The 15,134-nt window shown below is 63.9% G+C and carries 17 protein-coding genes; 13 read left to right on the top strand and 4 right to left on the bottom strand.

Annotation, left to right across the window (positions count from 1 at the left end):
- Nucleotides 1-11: 11 nt before the first annotated feature.
- A complete protein-coding gene (gene aroA, locus JQ600_RS01755; protein ID WP_212386288.1) occupies nucleotides 12-1,361 on the top strand; it encodes a 3-phosphoshikimate 1-carboxyvinyltransferase in 1,350 nt (449 codons plus the stop codon).
- Nucleotides 1,362-1,378: 17 nt separating this feature from the next.
- On the opposite strand, the gene JQ600_RS01760 is transcribed toward aroA, so the two are convergent.
- Nucleotides 1,379-2,368 carry a tripartite tricarboxylate transporter substrate binding protein gene (locus JQ600_RS01760; RefSeq protein ID WP_212386289.1) on the bottom strand — a complete coding sequence of 330 codons (990 nt, stop codon included), beginning with the start codon at nucleotides 2,366-2,368 and terminating at the stop codon, nucleotides 1,379-1,381.
- A 247-nt stretch (nucleotides 2,369-2,615) separates the two neighbouring features.
- Here JQ600_RS01760 and cmk point away from each other — a divergent pair, with 247 nt between their 5' ends.
- Entirely contained in the window at nucleotides 2,616-3,245 is a 630-nt protein-coding gene (cmk, locus tag JQ600_RS01765; RefSeq protein WP_212386434.1) for a (d)CMP kinase, read from the top strand.
- 10 nt (nucleotides 3,246-3,255) lie between these two features.
- On the opposite strand, the gene JQ600_RS01770 is transcribed toward cmk, so the two are convergent.
- A complete protein-coding gene (locus tag JQ600_RS01770; RefSeq protein ID WP_212386290.1) occupies nucleotides 3,256-3,426 on the bottom strand; it encodes a hypothetical protein in 171 nt (56 codons plus the stop codon).
- A 205-nt stretch (nucleotides 3,427-3,631) separates the two neighbouring features.
- Nucleotides 3,632-3,811 carry a hypothetical protein gene (locus tag JQ600_RS01775; RefSeq protein WP_212386291.1) on the bottom strand — a complete coding sequence of 60 codons (180 nt, stop codon included), beginning with the start codon at nucleotides 3,809-3,811 and terminating at the stop codon, nucleotides 3,632-3,634.
- A gap of 109 nt (nucleotides 3,812-3,920) precedes the next feature.
- On the opposite strand from JQ600_RS01775, the gene rpsA reads away from it, so the two are divergent.
- From rpsA to JQ600_RS01830, 11 genes are all read left to right on the top strand, one after another.
- Complete coding sequence (gene rpsA, locus JQ600_RS01780) at nucleotides 3,921-5,621, top strand: 30S ribosomal protein S1 (protein WP_192736228.1); 1,701 nt, start codon at nucleotides 3,921-3,923, stop codon at nucleotides 5,619-5,621.
- A gap of 294 nt (nucleotides 5,622-5,915) precedes the next feature.
- On the top strand, nucleotides 5,916-6,896 hold the full coding sequence (gene sppA, locus JQ600_RS01785; protein WP_212386292.1) for a signal peptide peptidase SppA: 981 nt from the start codon (nucleotides 5,916-5,918) through the stop codon (nucleotides 6,894-6,896).
- Between the two features lie 172 nt (nucleotides 6,897-7,068).
- The gene (locus JQ600_RS01790; protein ID WP_192736230.1) at nucleotides 7,069-7,374 is read left to right on the top strand and encodes an integration host factor subunit beta; all 306 of its coding nucleotides are present in this window, start codon (nucleotides 7,069-7,071) and stop codon (nucleotides 7,372-7,374) included.
- A 153-nt stretch (nucleotides 7,375-7,527) separates the two neighbouring features.
- Nucleotides 7,528-7,920 carry a lipopolysaccharide assembly protein LapA domain-containing protein gene (locus JQ600_RS01795; protein ID WP_212386293.1) on the top strand — a complete coding sequence of 131 codons (393 nt, stop codon included), beginning with the start codon at nucleotides 7,528-7,530 and terminating at the stop codon, nucleotides 7,918-7,920.
- Nucleotides 7,921-7,984: 64 nt separating this feature from the next.
- Complete coding sequence (locus JQ600_RS01800) at nucleotides 7,985-8,644, top strand: phosphoribosylanthranilate isomerase (RefSeq protein ID WP_212386294.1); 660 nt, start codon at nucleotides 7,985-7,987, stop codon at nucleotides 8,642-8,644.
- Nucleotides 8,641-9,870: a tryptophan synthase subunit beta gene (gene trpB / locus JQ600_RS01805; protein ID WP_212386295.1), complete on the top strand. Its 1,230-nt coding sequence runs from the start codon at nucleotides 8,641-8,643 to the stop codon at nucleotides 9,868-9,870. The genes JQ600_RS01800 and trpB overlap by 4 nt, the downstream gene beginning before the upstream one ends.
- On the top strand, nucleotides 9,867-10,703 hold the full coding sequence (trpA, locus tag JQ600_RS01810) for a tryptophan synthase subunit alpha (protein ID WP_212386296.1): 837 nt from the start codon (nucleotides 9,867-9,869) through the stop codon (nucleotides 10,701-10,703). Before trpB ends, trpA begins: the two co-directional genes overlap by 4 nt.
- A gap of 102 nt (nucleotides 10,704-10,805) precedes the next feature.
- Nucleotides 10,806-11,747 carry an acetyl-CoA carboxylase, carboxyltransferase subunit beta gene (gene accD, locus JQ600_RS01815; RefSeq protein ID WP_212264070.1) on the top strand — a complete coding sequence of 314 codons (942 nt, stop codon included), beginning with the start codon at nucleotides 10,806-10,808 and terminating at the stop codon, nucleotides 11,745-11,747.
- On the top strand, nucleotides 11,744-13,111 hold the full coding sequence (locus JQ600_RS01820) for a folylpolyglutamate synthase/dihydrofolate synthase family protein (RefSeq protein WP_212386297.1): 1,368 nt from the start codon (nucleotides 11,744-11,746) through the stop codon (nucleotides 13,109-13,111). The genes accD and JQ600_RS01820 overlap by 4 nt, the downstream gene beginning before the upstream one ends.
- A gap of 167 nt (nucleotides 13,112-13,278) precedes the next feature.
- A complete protein-coding gene (locus JQ600_RS01825) occupies nucleotides 13,279-14,019 on the top strand; it encodes a metallophosphoesterase (protein WP_212386298.1) in 741 nt (246 codons plus the stop codon).
- A gap of 95 nt (nucleotides 14,020-14,114) precedes the next feature.
- Complete coding sequence (locus JQ600_RS01830) at nucleotides 14,115-14,714, top strand: class I SAM-dependent methyltransferase (RefSeq protein WP_212386299.1); 600 nt, start codon at nucleotides 14,115-14,117, stop codon at nucleotides 14,712-14,714.
- A gap of 36 nt (nucleotides 14,715-14,750) precedes the next feature.
- Here the strand turns inward: JQ600_RS01830 and trxA are convergent, their stop codons facing one another.
- Nucleotides 14,751-15,071, bottom strand: a complete 321-nt coding sequence (trxA, locus tag JQ600_RS01835; RefSeq protein ID WP_192736238.1) for a thioredoxin — start codon at nucleotides 15,069-15,071, stop codon at nucleotides 14,751-14,753.
- Between the last annotated feature and the right edge of the window lie 63 nt (nucleotides 15,072-15,134).

Raw genomic sequence — 15,134 nt, forward strand, 5'->3', positions numbered from 1 at the left:
AGGACACAATCTTGACCCATTCAGACCGGCTTGCAGCCCACCCGACCCCGCTGGAATCCCGCTCCAGCGGTTCCCTGACCGGTAAAGTCCGGGTTCCCGGCGATAAGTCGATATCGCACCGGGCCCTGATCCTGGGGGCGCTTTCGGTCGGCCAGACCACGATTTCCGGCCTGCTTGAGGGCGAAGACGTGCTCAATACGGCGAAATCTATGCAGGCGCTGGGCGCCAAGGTCGAGCGAACAGGCCCGTTTGCCTGGCAGGTGAGGGGCGTCGGGGTGGCGGGCTTCGCCCAACCCGCAAGCCCGCTCGATTTCGGCAATTCCGGCACCGGTTGCCGGCTGGTGATGGGGGCGGTCGCCGGCTGCCCGATTTCGGCGGTCTTCGACGGCGACGCCTCACTGCGCTCGCGGCCGATGCGGCGGATCCTCGATCCCCTGGAATTGATGGGCGCCAGGACCGGCGAGGCCAAGGAAGGCGGCCGCCTGCCGCTGACGCTGCATGGTGCCCGCGATCCCGTGCCAATCCTGTACCGGACGCCGGTGGCCTCCGCCCAGATCAAATCGGCGGTGCTCTTGGCGGGCCTCGCAGCGCCGGGTGTCACGACCGTGATCGAACAGGAGGCGAGCCGCGACCATACCGAACTGATGCTGAAGCATTTTGGCGCGCAGATCGTCTCGACCAGGGAAGGCAGCCATGGCCGGAAGATCGCGCTCACCGGCCAGCCCGAACTGCACGGCGCCGATGTCGTGGTGCCCGCCGATCCCTCTTCTGCAGCGTTCCCGATCGTCGCGGCGCTCATCGTCGAGGGCTCCGACATCGTCTTCTCCGACGTCATGACCAACCCACTGCGCACCGGCCTGATCACGACCTTGCGCGAGATGGGCGCCTCGATCGAGGAGAGCGACGTGCGTGGCGACGTCGGCGAGCCGATGGCCACCCTGCGCGTGCGGGCATCAAAACTGCGCGGCGTCGAAGTGCCGCCGGAGCGCGCGCCCTCGATGATCGACGAATATCTGGTGCTCGCGGTTGCGGCCTCGTTTGCCGAAGGCACCACCATCATGCGCGGCCTGCAGGAGCTGCGCGTCAAGGAATCAGACCGGCTGGAGGCGACCGCCGACATGCTGCGCGTCAACGGCGTCAAGGTCGAGGTCGCGGGCGACGATCTGATCGTCGAAGGCCGTGGCCACGTGCCCGGCGGCGGCCTTGTCGCCACCCACATGGATCATCGCATCGCGATGTCGGCGCTGGTGATGGGGCTTGCCGCCGACAAGCCGGTAAAGATCGACGACACCACCTTCATCGCCACCAGCTTTCCGGATTTCATTCCGATGATGCGCGGGCTCGGGGCGGAATTTTCATAAAGCGGAGGCTTGCGCGGTCAGGACGGCGCAAGCCCCAGGCTGGTCACTGCCTCGAGCCAGATGGGCGATTCTTCCTTGTACAGTTTCTGCGTCTCCTCGAAGGTCATCGCGGTGTCGTCGACGCCGAATGATTTCATCAGCTGCAGTACTTTTTCAGTCTTGCCGCCCTCGACGAGGAGTTTTGACAGCTTCTGAACGATTTCCGGTGGCGTGCCTGTCGGCACGGCGCAGCACTGGAAGCCGGTCAGCTTGAAGATCGGCGATGTGGTGCCCTGCTCTGCAAAGGAAGGGACGTCGGGCAATGTCGACATGCGCTTGCGCGAGACGGCGACCGCACGGCCGCGGCCGCTCTGCAGCACGGACAACGCCGCGGAGTAGCTGCCGTGGGCGCCATCGATAAATCCGCCGGCCAGATCGGTCCACATGGGCGCTTCGCCGCGATAGTGCACCGCTTCCATCTTGAGACCGTATTGCTTGTTCATTTCGGCGACCGCCATGTGCGCGTATGACCCTGCGCCATAGGTGCCGATGTTGATCTTCTCGGCCTTCTTCGCGTAGGCGACAAATTCGGCGAGAGTCTTGGCACCGGTCTTCTCGCCGGCCACGAACGGCAGGCTGCCTGCCGGCATGATCGAGACGAGGGTGAAATCCTTGTCGGCGTCGTAAGCGATGTCCTTGATCAGAACGCGGTTCATGATCATCGTCGTCGAGATCGTGAACATCAGAGTGTAGCCGTCCGGCGCGGCGCGTTTGGCTTCAACCGCCGCGACCGATCCTGAGGCACCGGCCTTGTTTTCCACCACCACATTCTGGTCCGTGGTGGCCCGGATATATTCTCCATAGGTCCGCGCAAACAGATCAGTCTGACCTCCGGCGGGATAGCCGGCGATGATCTTGATGGGCTTGATCGGCCAGTCGGTCTGCGCATGCGCCGAACTCCCGATCAATGGGATCGCCGAGGCTGCTGCGGCGGTGCCAATAAACTGACGTCGTGAAATGGTGCTCATCGTATCCCTCCGGCCGTTATCATTTTTTTGAATCGGGCGATTCGCAGTCGGAATGCCCCGGCTGGTCTCAGGATAGAGACGGGCAGCGGCGGGGGCGAGGCACATTTGGACGCATCTGGCGCGCATATGTCCGCATCGCGGAATTCAGGTTTCCTGGCGGTGAGGCCGCCGTTTCCCGGAGCGGTGGCCCCATCACCTCTGACGCATGGTCTTGACCGCCATGGCCGCTCTGTCGCACATGGCGCTCATGATCATCGCCATCGACGGACCCGCCGCCTCGGGCAAGGGCACGCTGGGCAAGCGGCTCGCGCAGCACTACGGCTATCGCCACCTCGACACCGGCGTGATTTACCGCGCCGTGGCCAAAATGCTGCTGGACCAGGGTTTTGATCTCACCGATGAAGCCCGCGCCGTCGCCGCGGCGATGGCGCTCGATCCGGAAAACTTCGGCCATCCCGAACTGAAGTCGCAGCGCATCGGCGATGCTGCTTCGGTGGTCTCCGCCATCCCCACGGTACGGGAAGCGCTGGTCAGTTTTCAGCGCCAGTTCGCGGCCGGTCCGCCCGGCGCGGTGCTCGACGGGCGCGACATCGGCACCGTGATTTGCCCGAATGCCGAAGTGAAGATTTTCGTCGTCGCCGACCCAAAGGTGCGGGCCCACCGCCGCACGCTGGAAGCGCTCGCGCGGGGTGAAGCGGCGGATGAAGCGCTGGTGCTGGCCGATATTCTCAAGCGCGACGAGCGGGACCGCAATCGGGCCGCGGCGCCTCTGAAGGCGGCCCCCGATGCGCATGTCCTGGACAATTCCAATCTCGATATCGAAGGCGGCGTTCGCGCCGCGATCGCGATCGTCGAGGCTGTCCGCGCCAGGCGGTGAAGTCTCCGGTTCAGTTCTTCGAGCGGTCGCGGTCGAACGGCAATCGCTGTTCGGCCATCAGCACGGGCTTCGATTTGGCCGCGGCCATCGCCTTGTCGGTCGCAAAATAGGCCGGCTTGCCGGCAACGGCCGTAGCGACGGTAAAGACGGCGACGGCGGTCATCGCGATCAGGCTCTTCATGGTGGCACTCCCCCTGTTTTTGAACCGTGCCATCGTTGGGGGGCGGCACTTAAGGCCGGGTTCCATCTCGCCTGACACTGCGGGCCTTTTGCGTCATGCGGTGAACAAGGCGTTGAAAACATGGGCCCATGGCGAGCGTCCGTCAGCCCTACAAGCCCCGTAAACCGGGCATTTCCGCTTGCCGAAAAGACCCCTTGGGGCTATATCACCGGCCATCCGGGCCGCCATCGATGAGATCAGGGCTGTCCGAGCGGGCCGGCAGGAGGTTTGAACCCCTGTCGTCATTGGAGGAAAGCCCGCTCCAGGTTCTTGAAGTCGATACGCTCGTTTCAGGCTCCGGATAAATCAACGTATCGAACGTGCAGGCATGCTGCCGGCCCGCCATTTGCGATTTCCCGCAAACGGCGGTCGTTAGGGTTTGCGGACCCCTGACACTTCACGCGCGATACGCCCCTTAACCCGACTGGCCGGCGATACCCGCATCTGGAGAACAAATGGCTTCGACTGCTGCTTCTTATAATCCTACCCGCGACGATTTCGCTGCGATGCTGGACGAGTCCTTCGCCGGCGGCAATTTGCAGGAAAGCTCCGTCATCAAGGGCAAGGTAGTTGCAATTGAAAAGGACATGGCCGTCATCGACGTCGGCCTGAAGACCGAAGGCCGCGTGGCGCTGCGTGAGTTCGCAGGACCCGGCCGCGACAGCGAACTCAAGGTTGGCGACGAAGTCGAGGTGTTCCTCGACCGGATCGAGAATGCGCTCGGCGAAGCCGTGCTGTCGCGCGACAAGGCGCGCCGCGAGGAGAGCTGGGGCAAGCTCGAGAAGGCCTTCAACAACAACGAGAAGGTTCACGGCGTCATCTTCAACCAGGTCAAGGGCGGCTTCACCGTCGATCTCGACGGCGCGGTGGCCTTCCTGCCGCGTTCGCAGGTCGACATCCGCCCGATCCGCGACGTCGCGCCGCTGATGAACAATTCGCAGCCGTTCCAGATCCTCAAGATGGACCGCCGCCGCGGCAACATCGTGGTGTCGCGCCGCACGGTTCTCGAAGAGACCCGCGCCGAGCAGCGCCAGGAGCTGGTGCAGAACCTCGAAGAGGGTCAGGTGATCGACGGCGTGGTCAAGAACATCACCGATTACGGTGCGTTCGTTGATCTCGGCGGCATCGACGGCCTCTTGCACGTCACCGATATCGCCTGGCGCCGGGTCAATCACCCGACCGAGGTGCTCACCATCGGCCAGACCGTCAAGGTCAAGATCATCAAGATCAACCACGAGACCCACCGTATCTCGCTCGGCATGAAGCAGCTGCTGGACGATCCGTGGCAGGGCATCGAGGCGAAGTATCCGCTGAACGCACGCTTCACCGGCCGCGTCACCAACATCACCGACTACGGCGCGTTCGTCGAACTGGAGCCGGGCATCGAAGGCCTGATCCACGTCTCGGAAATGTCGTGGACCAAGAAGAACATGCACCCCGGCAAGATCGTTTCGACCTCGCAGGAAGTCGAAGTGCAGGTTCTCGAAGTGGATTCGGTCAAGCGCCGCATCTCGCTCGGCCTCAAGCAGACCATGCGCAACCCCTGGGAGGTCTTCGTCGAGAAGTTCCCGGTCGGTGCGACCGTCGAAGGCGAGGTCAAGAACAAGACCGAGTTCGGTCTGTTCCTCGGTCTCGACGGCGACGTCGATGGCATGGTCCATCTCTCCGACCTCGACTGGAAGCTTCCGGGCGAGCAGGTGATCGACAACTTCAAGAAGGGCGACATGGTCAAGGCCGTGGTGCTCGACGTCGATGTCGAAAAGGAGCGCATCTCGCTCGGCGTCAAGCAGCTCGAAGGCGACCCCTTCGCAGAGCCTGGCGACGTCAAGAAGGGTGCAGTCGTGACCTGCGAAGTGCTCGAAGTGAAGGAAGCCGGCATCGAGGTGAAAATCTCGGGTACCGATTTCTCGACCTTCATCAAGCGGTCGGAACTCGCCCGCGACCGCAACGATCAGCGCGCCGAGCGTTTCGCCGTCGGCGAGAAGGTCGATGCCCGCGTGATCCAGTTCGACAAGAAGGCCCGCAAGGTGCAGGTCTCGATCAAGGCGCTGGAAGTTGCCGAAGAGAAGGAAGCCATCGCGCAGTATGGTTCCTCCGATTCGGGAGCGACGCTGGGCGACATTCTCGGCACCGCGCTCAAGAACCGCGACAAGTAGGCACAGCTTCCCTGTTCGCAAAGACCAGGCCCCGGTTTCGACCGGGGCCTTTTTTGTTGCACCGGTGTCGTCCCGGCCTTCGCCGGGACCCATAACCACAGGGGTTTGTGGTTGTGAAAAACTGGAGCTCCAGCCTGGCGCGACAATCAGGATTGGTGGTTATGGGTCCCCGCCTCCGCGGGGACGACAACTGGGCCTTGTTTTCTTCATATTGCATCGCAATTGATGTAATTGGATAATGCGCTGGTGACGCTGCGAAGGCAAAACGGCGCTGCCGACCCCAGGAGAATTTCGATGTCGCTCGATTCGGACGTGATCGTCGATCGCCGCAGGATACGCCGCAAGCTGACTTTCTGGCGCCTGGTGGCGGCCGTGGTCGTTCTTGCCGCGGTCGTTGTCGTCGGTGTGCTGGCGACACCCGCCGGCCGCTCGTCGCTGTCGGTGTCCGGCTCGATTGCCCGCGTCAATATCGAAGGCCTCATTCGCAGCGATCAGCAACGCGTCGAGGCGCTGGAGCGGCTGGAGAAGTCGTCGGCCGCCGCCGTCATCGTGCACATCAATTCGCCGGGTGGCACCACCGCCGGCTCCGAGCAGCTTTACGATGCGCTGATGCGGCTGAAGGCCAAGAAGCCGCTGGTCGTGGTGGTCGAAGGGCTGGCCGCCTCGGGCGGTTACATCGGGGCGCTTGCGGCCGATCATATCATCGCCCAGCAGAGCTCATTGGTCGGCTCGATCGGTGTGTTGTTTCAGTTTCCGAATTTCACCGAGTTGATGAAGACCGTCGGCGTCAAGGTCGAGGAAGTGAAATCCTCGCCGCTGAAGGCGGCGCCGAACGGCTTTGAGCCAACCAGCCCGGAGGCGCGGGCGGCGCTCGACGCGCTGGTGAAGGACTCTTACGCCTGGTTCCGCGGCCTCGTGAAGGCGCGGCGCGGCATGGACGAGGCGTTGCTCGACAAAGTCGCGGACGGACGCGTGTTCACCGGCCGCCAGGCGGTCGAGCTGAAGCTGGTCGATCAGCTCGGCGACGAGAAAACCGCGGTGGCATGGCTGGTCGCCGAGAAGAAGATCAAGAGCGATCTGCCGGTGCGCGATTTCAAGCTGACCCCGCGGTTCGGCGACATGACTTTCCTGCGCGCAGTCGCGTCCGTCAGCTTCGATGCGCTCGGCCTGAGCGCGATCGCGCGCCAGATCGAGCAGGCCGGCGTCACAGGTGCCGTCGACCAGCTGGCATTGGACGGTATGCTGGCACTTTGGCGGCCCGCGGCCTCCAATTGAACCCGCGCAAGCGAGGTTTGGCGCGGTCCTCCCGCATTGCGGGTGTTGCGACAACCCCTTTCCGGGCCATTTGTCACGTCATTTCGCGTGGCCCAAAATTGATTTAGCGTCTTGACAGTTCAAGGCATTTTCACGGAAATGGAAGTCCGCACGACAGTGGACCCCAGTCTCGATGATCAAATCCGAACTTGTTCAGCGCATCGCCGAGCACAACCCGCATCTTTATCAGCGGGATGTGGAGAACATTGTGAACGCGATTCTCGATGAGATCGTCGCTGCCCTGGCGCGCGGCGACCGTGTCGAGCTCCGCGGTTTCGGCGCTTTCTCGGTCAAGCATCGTCCAGCCCGCGCAGGGCGCAATCCACGCACCGGCGCGCATGTGCCGGTCGATCAGAAGAGCGTCCCGTTTTTCAAGACGGGCAAGGAAATGCGTGAGCGGCTGAACCGCGAGGGCGGTTCGCCCGAGGCCGGCGCGTAACCATAGCGTTTTCAAGCGAAGTGGGCCCGGTTCGCGTGAAGAGAACGCGTCAAATAAAAGACTCCACCGGGTTCTGAAGATCGGGTGCCGTGTTGCGGGACAAGCGCTCGCCGATGTCAGCTGCTTCAAGAGTCCGCACTGCGAGATATGGTCATGCGAAAATTCTTCTCGGCGCTGGTCGTCATTCCCTTAGGCGTCATCTTCATCTTCTTTGCGGTCGCCAACCGTCATTCGGTGACGGTGTCGTTCGATCCGTTCGAATCCGTCAATCCGTCGGTCGCGGTGTCGATGCCGCTGTTCGTCGTGATTATTGCGGTCGCGATTTTGGGGGTCGCGGCGGGCGGCTCGGCGACCTGGTTCCGCCAGCGCCGCTGGCGCCGCGCCGCACGCCAGCACGAGGCCGAGGCCCGGCGGGCGCGGTCGGAAATAGCTGATCTGCGCGCCGCGGCGGCGGTCTCCCGGGGCGGCGTGCCGCAGCTTGCAGCACCGGCGCCGCGCGGCTTTTACGGGGCCGCCGGGCGAGACAAGCAGGGCGCGACGTTGTAGAACCCGCCCAAACAGCTCCGTTCCAACCCGCACTTCGCGGCTTGAAAGCCGCGCCCGAGAGACCATGTCCCTGCTCGTCAAAATTTGCGGCCTGTCCACGCGCGAGACGCTCGACGTCGCGCTCGGGGCTGGCGCCGATATGGTCGGATTCGTGTTCTTCCCCCCGTCGCCGCGGCATGTCGGCCTCGAGACCGCGCGCGAGCTCGGCATGCAGGCCAAGGGCCGCGCCGTCAAGGTGGCGCTCACGGTCGATGCCGACGACGCGACGCTCGAGAATATCGTCGAGACCCTGCGGCCGGACATCCTGCAACTACATGGCAAGGAAACCACCGCGCGGCTGCGCGACATCAAGGCGAAATTCGGTCTGCCGCTGATGAAGGCGCTGCCGGTTGAGACCGCGGCCGATCTCGTGCCGCTTGCGGGCTATGCTGCGGTCGCCGACCGCATCCTGTTCGACGCCCGCGCGCCAAAAGAGGCCACCCGCCCGGGCGGGTTAGGGGCCGTGTTCGACTGGCGCCTGCTTGAGAAGCTCGACCTCGAACTGCCGTTCATGGTTTCGGGCGGGCTCAACGCCTCCAACCTCGCCGAGGCCGTTCGCGTCACCCGTGCGGGCGGCGTCGATGTGTCCTCGGGCGTCGAGCGTTCGCCCGGCGTCAAGGATCCCGACATGATCCGCGATTTTATCCGCGCCGCGCGCGCCACCGAAGAATTGATGGTCCGATGAATCCAGGTCAGCCGAACTCCTTGCCAAACTCCTTCCGCACCGGCCCCGACGAGCGCGGGCATTTTGGTAATTTCGGTGGCCGCTTCGTCGCCGAAACGCTGATGCCGCTGATCCTGGATCTGGAGAAGGCCTACGTCGCGGCCAAGGCCGATCCGTCGTTCGCTGCGGAAATGAAGGGCTTTCTCAAGCACTATGTCGGACGGCCGTCGCCGCTGTACTTCGCCGAGCGCCTGACCGAGCATCTCGGCGGCGCAAAAGTCTATTTCAAGCGCGAGGAGCTCAACCACACCGGCTCGCACAAGGTCAATAATGTGCTCGGCCAGATCATGGTCGCGCGCCGGATGGGCAAGAAGCGCATCATCGCCGAAACCGGCGCCGGCCAGCACGGCGTCGCCACCGCGACGCTGTGTGCGCGGTTCGGGCTGGAATGCATCGTCTATATGGGCGCGGTCGACGTCGCGCGTCAGGCGCCCAACGTGTTCCGCATGGAAATGCTCGGCGCCAAGGTGATCCCGGTTCAATCAGGGACGCGCACACTGAAGGACGCGATGAACGAGGCGCTGCGTGACTGGGTCACCAACGTGCACAACACCTTCTACTGCATCGGCACGATCGCGGGGCCGCATCCCTATCCGATGATGGTGCGCGACTTCCAGTGCGTGATCGGTGACGAGACCCGCGAGCAGATGCAGGAGGCCGAGGGGCGCTTGCCGGATTCGCTGGTCGCCTGCATCGGCGGCGGCTCCAATGCGATGGGACTGTTTCATCCCTTCCTCGACGATCCCTCGGTCGAGATTTTCGGTGTCGAGGCGGCAGGCCATGGCCTGACCCAGCTGCATGCGGCCTCGATCGCCGGCGGCCGGGCCGGCGTGCTGCATGGCAACCGCACCTATTTGTTGATGGACGATGACGGCCAGATCCAGGACGCGCATTCGATCTCGGCGGGACTGGATTATCCCGGCATCGGGCCGGAGCATTCCTGGCTCTATGAAAACGGCCGGGTCACCTATCTGAGCGCCACCGACGACGAGGCGCTCGCCGCGTTCCAATTGCTGTCGCGGCTGGAAGGCATCATCCCGGCGCTGGAATCGGCACACGCCATCGCCAAGGTTGTGGAACTCGCGCCGAAACGGCCCAGGGATCATCTGATGGTCGTCAATCTCTCGGGCCGTGGCGACAAGGACATCCCGCAGGTCGCCGAAATCTTGAAGGGTGAGAAGAAGTGAGTACCCGTATCGACGCGCGCTTCGCCGAACTCGCCAAGCAGGGCCGCTCGGCTTTCGTCACCTTCCTGATGGCTGGCGATCCCGATCCGAAAACCTCGCTCGACATCCTCAAGACGCTGCCGAAGGCCGGCGCCGACATGATCGAGATCGGCATGCCCTTTACCGATCCGATGGCCGACGGGCCGTCGATTCAGGCGGCGGGCCTGCGCGCCCTGAAAGCCGGCATGACCCTGAAGAAGACGCTGGAGATGGTGCGCGGCTTCCGCAAGGACGACGACACCACGCCGCTGGTGCTGATGGGCTATTACAATCCGATCTACATTTACGGCGTCGACAAGTTCCTTGTCGACGCGAAGACCGCTGGCGTCGATGGTCTGATTATCGTCGATCTGCCGCCGGAAGAGGACGACGAGCTGTGCCTGCCGGCGATGAAGGCCGGGCTCAATTTCATTCGCCTGGCGACGCCGACCACCGACGACAAGCGCCTGCCGGCGGTGCTCGCGAACACCTCGGGTTTTGTCTATTACGTCGCGATCACCGGCATCACCGGCAGCGCCAGCGCCGATTCCCACGTGGTCGGTGAAGCCGTCGCCCGAATCAAGCGGCATACCAAGCTGCCGGTCTGCGTCGGCTTCGGTATCAGGACGCCGGATGCCGCGCGCGCGATCGCCGAGAACGCCAATGGCGCGGTGGTCGGCACCGCCCTGGTCGATGCCCTGCGCGGCAGCCTCGACGCCGAGGGGCGCGCCACCGCCAAGACCGTACCCGCCGTGGCCGATCTCGTCGCCGCCCTGGCTCAGGGGGTTCGGGGCGCCAAACAGGCCGCAGAATAGGCCATTTTGGCGTAGATTGAGGCGGTACCTGCGGCTTGTCGGGTCAGACCGGGGCCGCCATATATTGCAACTGATGCGTCCAACCGCATTTCGGAGCGAAACATGAATTGGCTCACCAACGTCGTCCGGCCGAAGATCCGCAGCATCCTGCGCCGCGAGACGCCGGAGAATCTGTGGATCAAGTGCCCGGATTCCGGGCAGCTCGTGTTCTACAAGGACGTCGAGGCCAACCAGTTCGTGATTCCCGGTTCGAACTATCACATGCGCATGGGCGCGGTGGCGCGGCTGAAGTCGATCTTCGACAACGAGACCTGGTACGATATCGCGCTGCCCGACGTGACCGCCGATCCGCTGAAGTTTCGCGACGAGCGCAAATATGCCGACCGCATCAAGGATGCGCGCGCCAAGACCGGATTGAACGACGCCATCAAGGTCGGCTACGGCAAACTCGAAGGCGCCGGCGTCGTCGTGGCCGTGCAGGATTTCGATTTCATGGGCGGTTCGCTCGGCATGGCCGCGGGTGAAGCGATCGTGCGTGGGCTCGAGCTCGCGGTCGAAAAGAAATCGCCGTTCATCGTGTTCGCCGCTTCCGGCGGCGCGCGGATGCAGGAAGGCATTTTATCGCTCATGCAGATGCCGCGAACGACGGTCGGCGTGCAGATGCTGCGCGAAGCAAAACTGCCCTACATCGTCGTGCTGACCAATCCGACCACCGGCGGCGTCACGGCATCCTACGCCATGCTGGGCGACGTGCAGATCGCCGAGCCCGGTGCGCTGATCGGATTCGCCGGCGCGCGCGTCATCGAACAGACCATTCGCGAGAAACTGCCGGAAGGTTTTCAGCGCGCCGAATATCTGCGCGACCACGGCATGGTCGACATGGTGGTGCACCGCCACGAAATGCGTCCCACCTTGGCGCGGCTGTGCCGGCTGCTGACGAAGTCGCCGGCGCCTGAGGTTGCGTCGAAAGCCGTGCTGCAGGTCACCGACCCGGCCCAGATCGTCTCGGCGCCGGAAGCGGTGCCGGCCGCACCGCACGCGTGAACGCACTCGCCGCCAGACCGCAGCCTTCGCTCGACGAATTGATCGCGCGGCTGTCGGCGCTCCATCCCAGCCGCATCGATCTCAGCCTCGATCGCATGCAGGCCCTGCTGGCGCGGCTCGATCACCCTGAAGGCAAGCTGCCGCCGGTGATCCATGTCGCCGGGACCAACGGCAAGGGTTCCACCATTGCCTATCTGCGCGCGATCCTGGAAGCCGCGGGCCTGCGCGTCCACGTCTATACCTCGCCCTATCTGGTGCGGCTCAACGAATGCTTTCGTCTTGGCCGCAGCGGTGGCGGCGTGCTGGTCGATGACGATGAATTGTGCGCCGTGCTCGGGCATTGCGAACACGCCAACAATGGCGATCCGATCACGATTTTCGAGATCGAAACCGCGGCGGCGTTTTCTCTGTTTGCACAGCATCCGGCCGATGTCGTGCTGCTGGAAGTGGGCCTCGGCGGACGGCTGGACGCCACCAATGTGATCGACGCGCCGATTGCGAGCGTGATTGCGCCGGTCAGCATGGATCATACGGAATTCCTCGGCAATTCGCTGACCGAGATCGCCGGTGAGAAAGCCGCCATCATCAAGCGCAATGCGCCGGTGGTTTGTGCCGAGCAGGCGCCGGAAGCGATGGCGGTGATCGAGGCGCATGCGCGCCGCATGCGCGCGCCGCTGCATGCGGCCGGCCAGCAATGGCATGTCAGCGTCGAGCGCGGCAGGCTGGTCTATCAGGACGATCGCGGCCTGATGGATCTGGTGGCGCCAAAACTGTTCGGCCGGCATCAGTTCGACAATGCCGGGCTCGCGATCGCGACCTTGCGTGCGCTCGACACCTTCAAGATCGGCATGCCCCATTTCGAGGCCGGCATCGTCAACGCCGAATGGCCGGCGCGGATGCAGCGCCTGGTTTCGGGCGCGCTGGTCGAGCAGGGCCCACAGGGCTGCGAGATTTGGCTCGATGGCGGACACAATGCCGAAGGCGGGCGCGTCGCCGCGGCGGCGCTGGGGGATCTGGAGGAGAGGGTGTCGCGGCCGCTGGTCGTCATAACAGGCATGATGGCGAACAAGGATGCCGGCGCGTTCCTCGCCAATTTCGCCGGGCTGACGCGCCATATCATGGCGGTGCCAATCCCCGGTCGCGACAATGCGAGTTCGATGGCCATGGCGGCGTCGATGCCGCCGGACCGGCTGGCGGATGCCGCCCGCGCCCTCGGCATGCGCGTGGAAAATGCCGCCAGCGTCGAAGCCGCGCTTCAAACACTGTCGCGTCTGGCTTATGAAGTGCCGCCGCGCATCCTGATCACAGGATCGCTATACCTCGCGGGCCATGTGCTGGCCGCCAATGGCACGCCGCCTGCATAACACCCTCGTGTCCCGGACGCGGTGCAGCGTCCTTCACGCTGCTCCGCAGAGCCGGGACCCATCTGGACCCCGGATCAGCAGCGCACCGTCGGAGTCGCGCGAAGCGCGATCCTGAGCGCGCTGCGCAGCATCCGGGGTACGTAGACTTAGACGGGACTGGAAGCACCATGCGTTTTGCCGCGATTGCCGATGTGCACGGAAACTATCTCGCGCTGGAAGCTGTCATCGCCGACATCCGCGCGCAGGGCATCAAAGAGATCGTCAATCTCGGCGACATCGCGAGCGGCCCGCTCGACGCTCGGCGCGCGATGGATGCGTTGATCGCGCTCGATGCCGTGCACGTGCTCGGCAACCATGACCGCTATCTGATAGACCGGCCGCCGGAGAAGATGGGTTCCTGGGACCGGCCGGCCCATGCGCAACTCGACAAGACGCATCTCGACTGGCTGCGCGCGGTGCCGCCGACGCGCGTCTATCGCGACCTTGTGTTTCTCTGTCACGCCACGCCTGCGCACGACGAAGTCTATTGGCTGGAGACCGTGCTCCCCGACGGTACCGTTTGCATGTCGTCGCCGGATGCGATCGAGAAGCAAGCCGCTGGAATCACGCAGCCGCTGATCCTGTGCGCCCACACCCATGTCGCGCGCACCGTCCGGCTTGGCGATGGCCGCAGAATCGTCAATCCCGGCAGCGTCGGCTCACCCGGTTATCGCGACACCCATCCGTTTCCGCATGTGATCGAAGCCGGCACGCCGGACGCGCGCTATGCGATCCTCGAACTGGCCGATGGATCCTGGCGCGTGACGTTCCGCCATGTGCCCTACGACCATGAGGCGATGGCGGCGCTGGCGCGGCAGAACGGCCAGCTTGAGCTGGCCTCCGCGCTGGCGACGGGTTGGATCGGGTAAGAGCGATGTCCGGCTACGACGAGGCGTATCGTCGTGTGCGGGCCGATGGTCATTCGGGTTGGGCAGGAAGCCGGCATCACCAGAACGTCGCTCGGATGACTGCAACGCTTGATCGGCTGGAACACGAGACCTTTCCGCGGCCGCCCGCAAGAGTGCTCGAACTCGGATGCGGCAATGGCATGTCGTCATCGCTATGGATGGCCCGCAAGACTTACGAGGTGTACGGCATCGATATTTCCGATATCGCTGTCGCCTGGGCCAGGGAACTGTTCGATGCATGCGGTCTTTCCGGCTCCTTCCGGCAAGGCAGCGTTTGCGAGATGACGTTCTTTCCCGAAAGGTCCTTTGACATCGCGATCGACGGCAGCTGTCTGCATTGCCTGATCGGAAGCGACAGAGCCCGGTGCCTTCGGGAGGTTCGCCGCATTCTTCGGCCCGGCGGCGTTTTCGTCGTCAGCAGCATGTGCGGTTTGCCGAAGTCCGATGAGGCCAAGGCTCGCTTTGACCCGCTAACCGGTCATTTGTTGGAGAATGGCCGGCCCTACCGGACGCTGAAGCTCCTGCCGGATCTCGTGCAGGAGTTGGAGGACGCGGGCTTCGGCGTGCAGAACACGCAGGTCGGCGTCAATCCATGGTGGGATCATGCCACCATGGTCTGTCGGATCAGGGATGGCTCAACGCAAACGGCCGGCTAATCGCCGGCCGCTCAACGAATCAGATAGCGAAAAACCTCAGACCGCCGCAGTGATCCACTGCTGCAGCTTCGCCTTCGGCGCGGCGCCGACCTGGCGGGAGGCCATCTCGCCGCCCTTGAAGATCATCAGGGTCGGGATCGACATCACGCCGTATTTCGAGGCCGTCTTCGGGCTCTCGTCGACGTTCAGCTTCACGATCTTGACCTTGTCGCCCATCGCGCCGGAAATCTCGTCGAGCGCCGGGGCGATCATGCGGCAGGGGCCGCACCATTCGGCCCAGAAATCCACGACCACCGGCCCGGTCGCGTTGAGCACTTCGGCTTCGAAATCGGCGTCAGAAACCTTGCCAACGGCCATGGGAATACCTCGTTCGGTTGAAAACAGCGCGCGGATGAGAATCGCGCCTTAGGATCATATTGA

The organism is Bradyrhizobium sp. AUGA SZCCT0176, assembly GCF_018130145.1.
In the GTDB taxonomy this organism is placed as follows: domain Bacteria; phylum Pseudomonadota; class Alphaproteobacteria; order Rhizobiales; family Xanthobacteraceae; genus Bradyrhizobium.

Coding starts and splice junctions, on each gene's coding strand:
- sppA (WP_212386292.1), top strand. CDS start 5,916: ATGTCGCTCGATTCGGACGTGATCGTCGATCGCCGCAGGATACGCCGC.
- JQ600_RS01790 (WP_192736230.1), top strand. CDS start 7,069: ATGATCAAATCCGAACTTGTTCAGCGCATCGCCGAGCACAACCCGCAT.
- trpB (WP_212386295.1), top strand. CDS start 8,641: ATGAATCCAGGTCAGCCGAACTCCTTGCCAAACTCCTTCCGCACCGGC.
- trxA (WP_192736238.1), bottom strand. CDS start 15,071: ATGGCCGTTGGCAAGGTTTCTGACGCCGATTTCGAAGCCGAAGTGCTC.
- JQ600_RS01830 (WP_212386299.1), top strand. CDS start 14,115: ATGACTGCAACGCTTGATCGGCTGGAACACGAGACCTTTCCGCGGCCG.
- rpsA (WP_192736228.1), top strand. CDS start 3,921: ATGGCTTCGACTGCTGCTTCTTATAATCCTACCCGCGACGATTTCGCT.
- cmk (WP_212386434.1), top strand. CDS start 2,616: ATGATCATCGCCATCGACGGACCCGCCGCCTCGGGCAAGGGCACGCTG.
- JQ600_RS01760 (WP_212386289.1), bottom strand. CDS start 2,368: ATGAGCACCATTTCACGACGTCAGTTTATTGGCACCGCCGCAGCAGCC.
- JQ600_RS01770 (WP_212386290.1), bottom strand. CDS start 3,426: ATGAAGAGCCTGATCGCGATGACCGCCGTCGCCGTCTTTACCGTCGCT.
- JQ600_RS01825 (WP_212386298.1), top strand. CDS start 13,279: ATGCGTTTTGCCGCGATTGCCGATGTGCACGGAAACTATCTCGCGCTG.
- JQ600_RS01800 (WP_212386294.1), top strand. CDS start 7,985: ATGTCCCTGCTCGTCAAAATTTGCGGCCTGTCCACGCGCGAGACGCTC.
- JQ600_RS01795 (WP_212386293.1), top strand. CDS start 7,528: ATGCGAAAATTCTTCTCGGCGCTGGTCGTCATTCCCTTAGGCGTCATC.
- JQ600_RS01775 (WP_212386291.1), bottom strand. CDS start 3,811: ATGGCGGGCCGGCAGCATGCCTGCACGTTCGATACGTTGATTTATCCG.
- accD (WP_212264070.1), top strand. CDS start 10,806: ATGAATTGGCTCACCAACGTCGTCCGGCCGAAGATCCGCAGCATCCTG.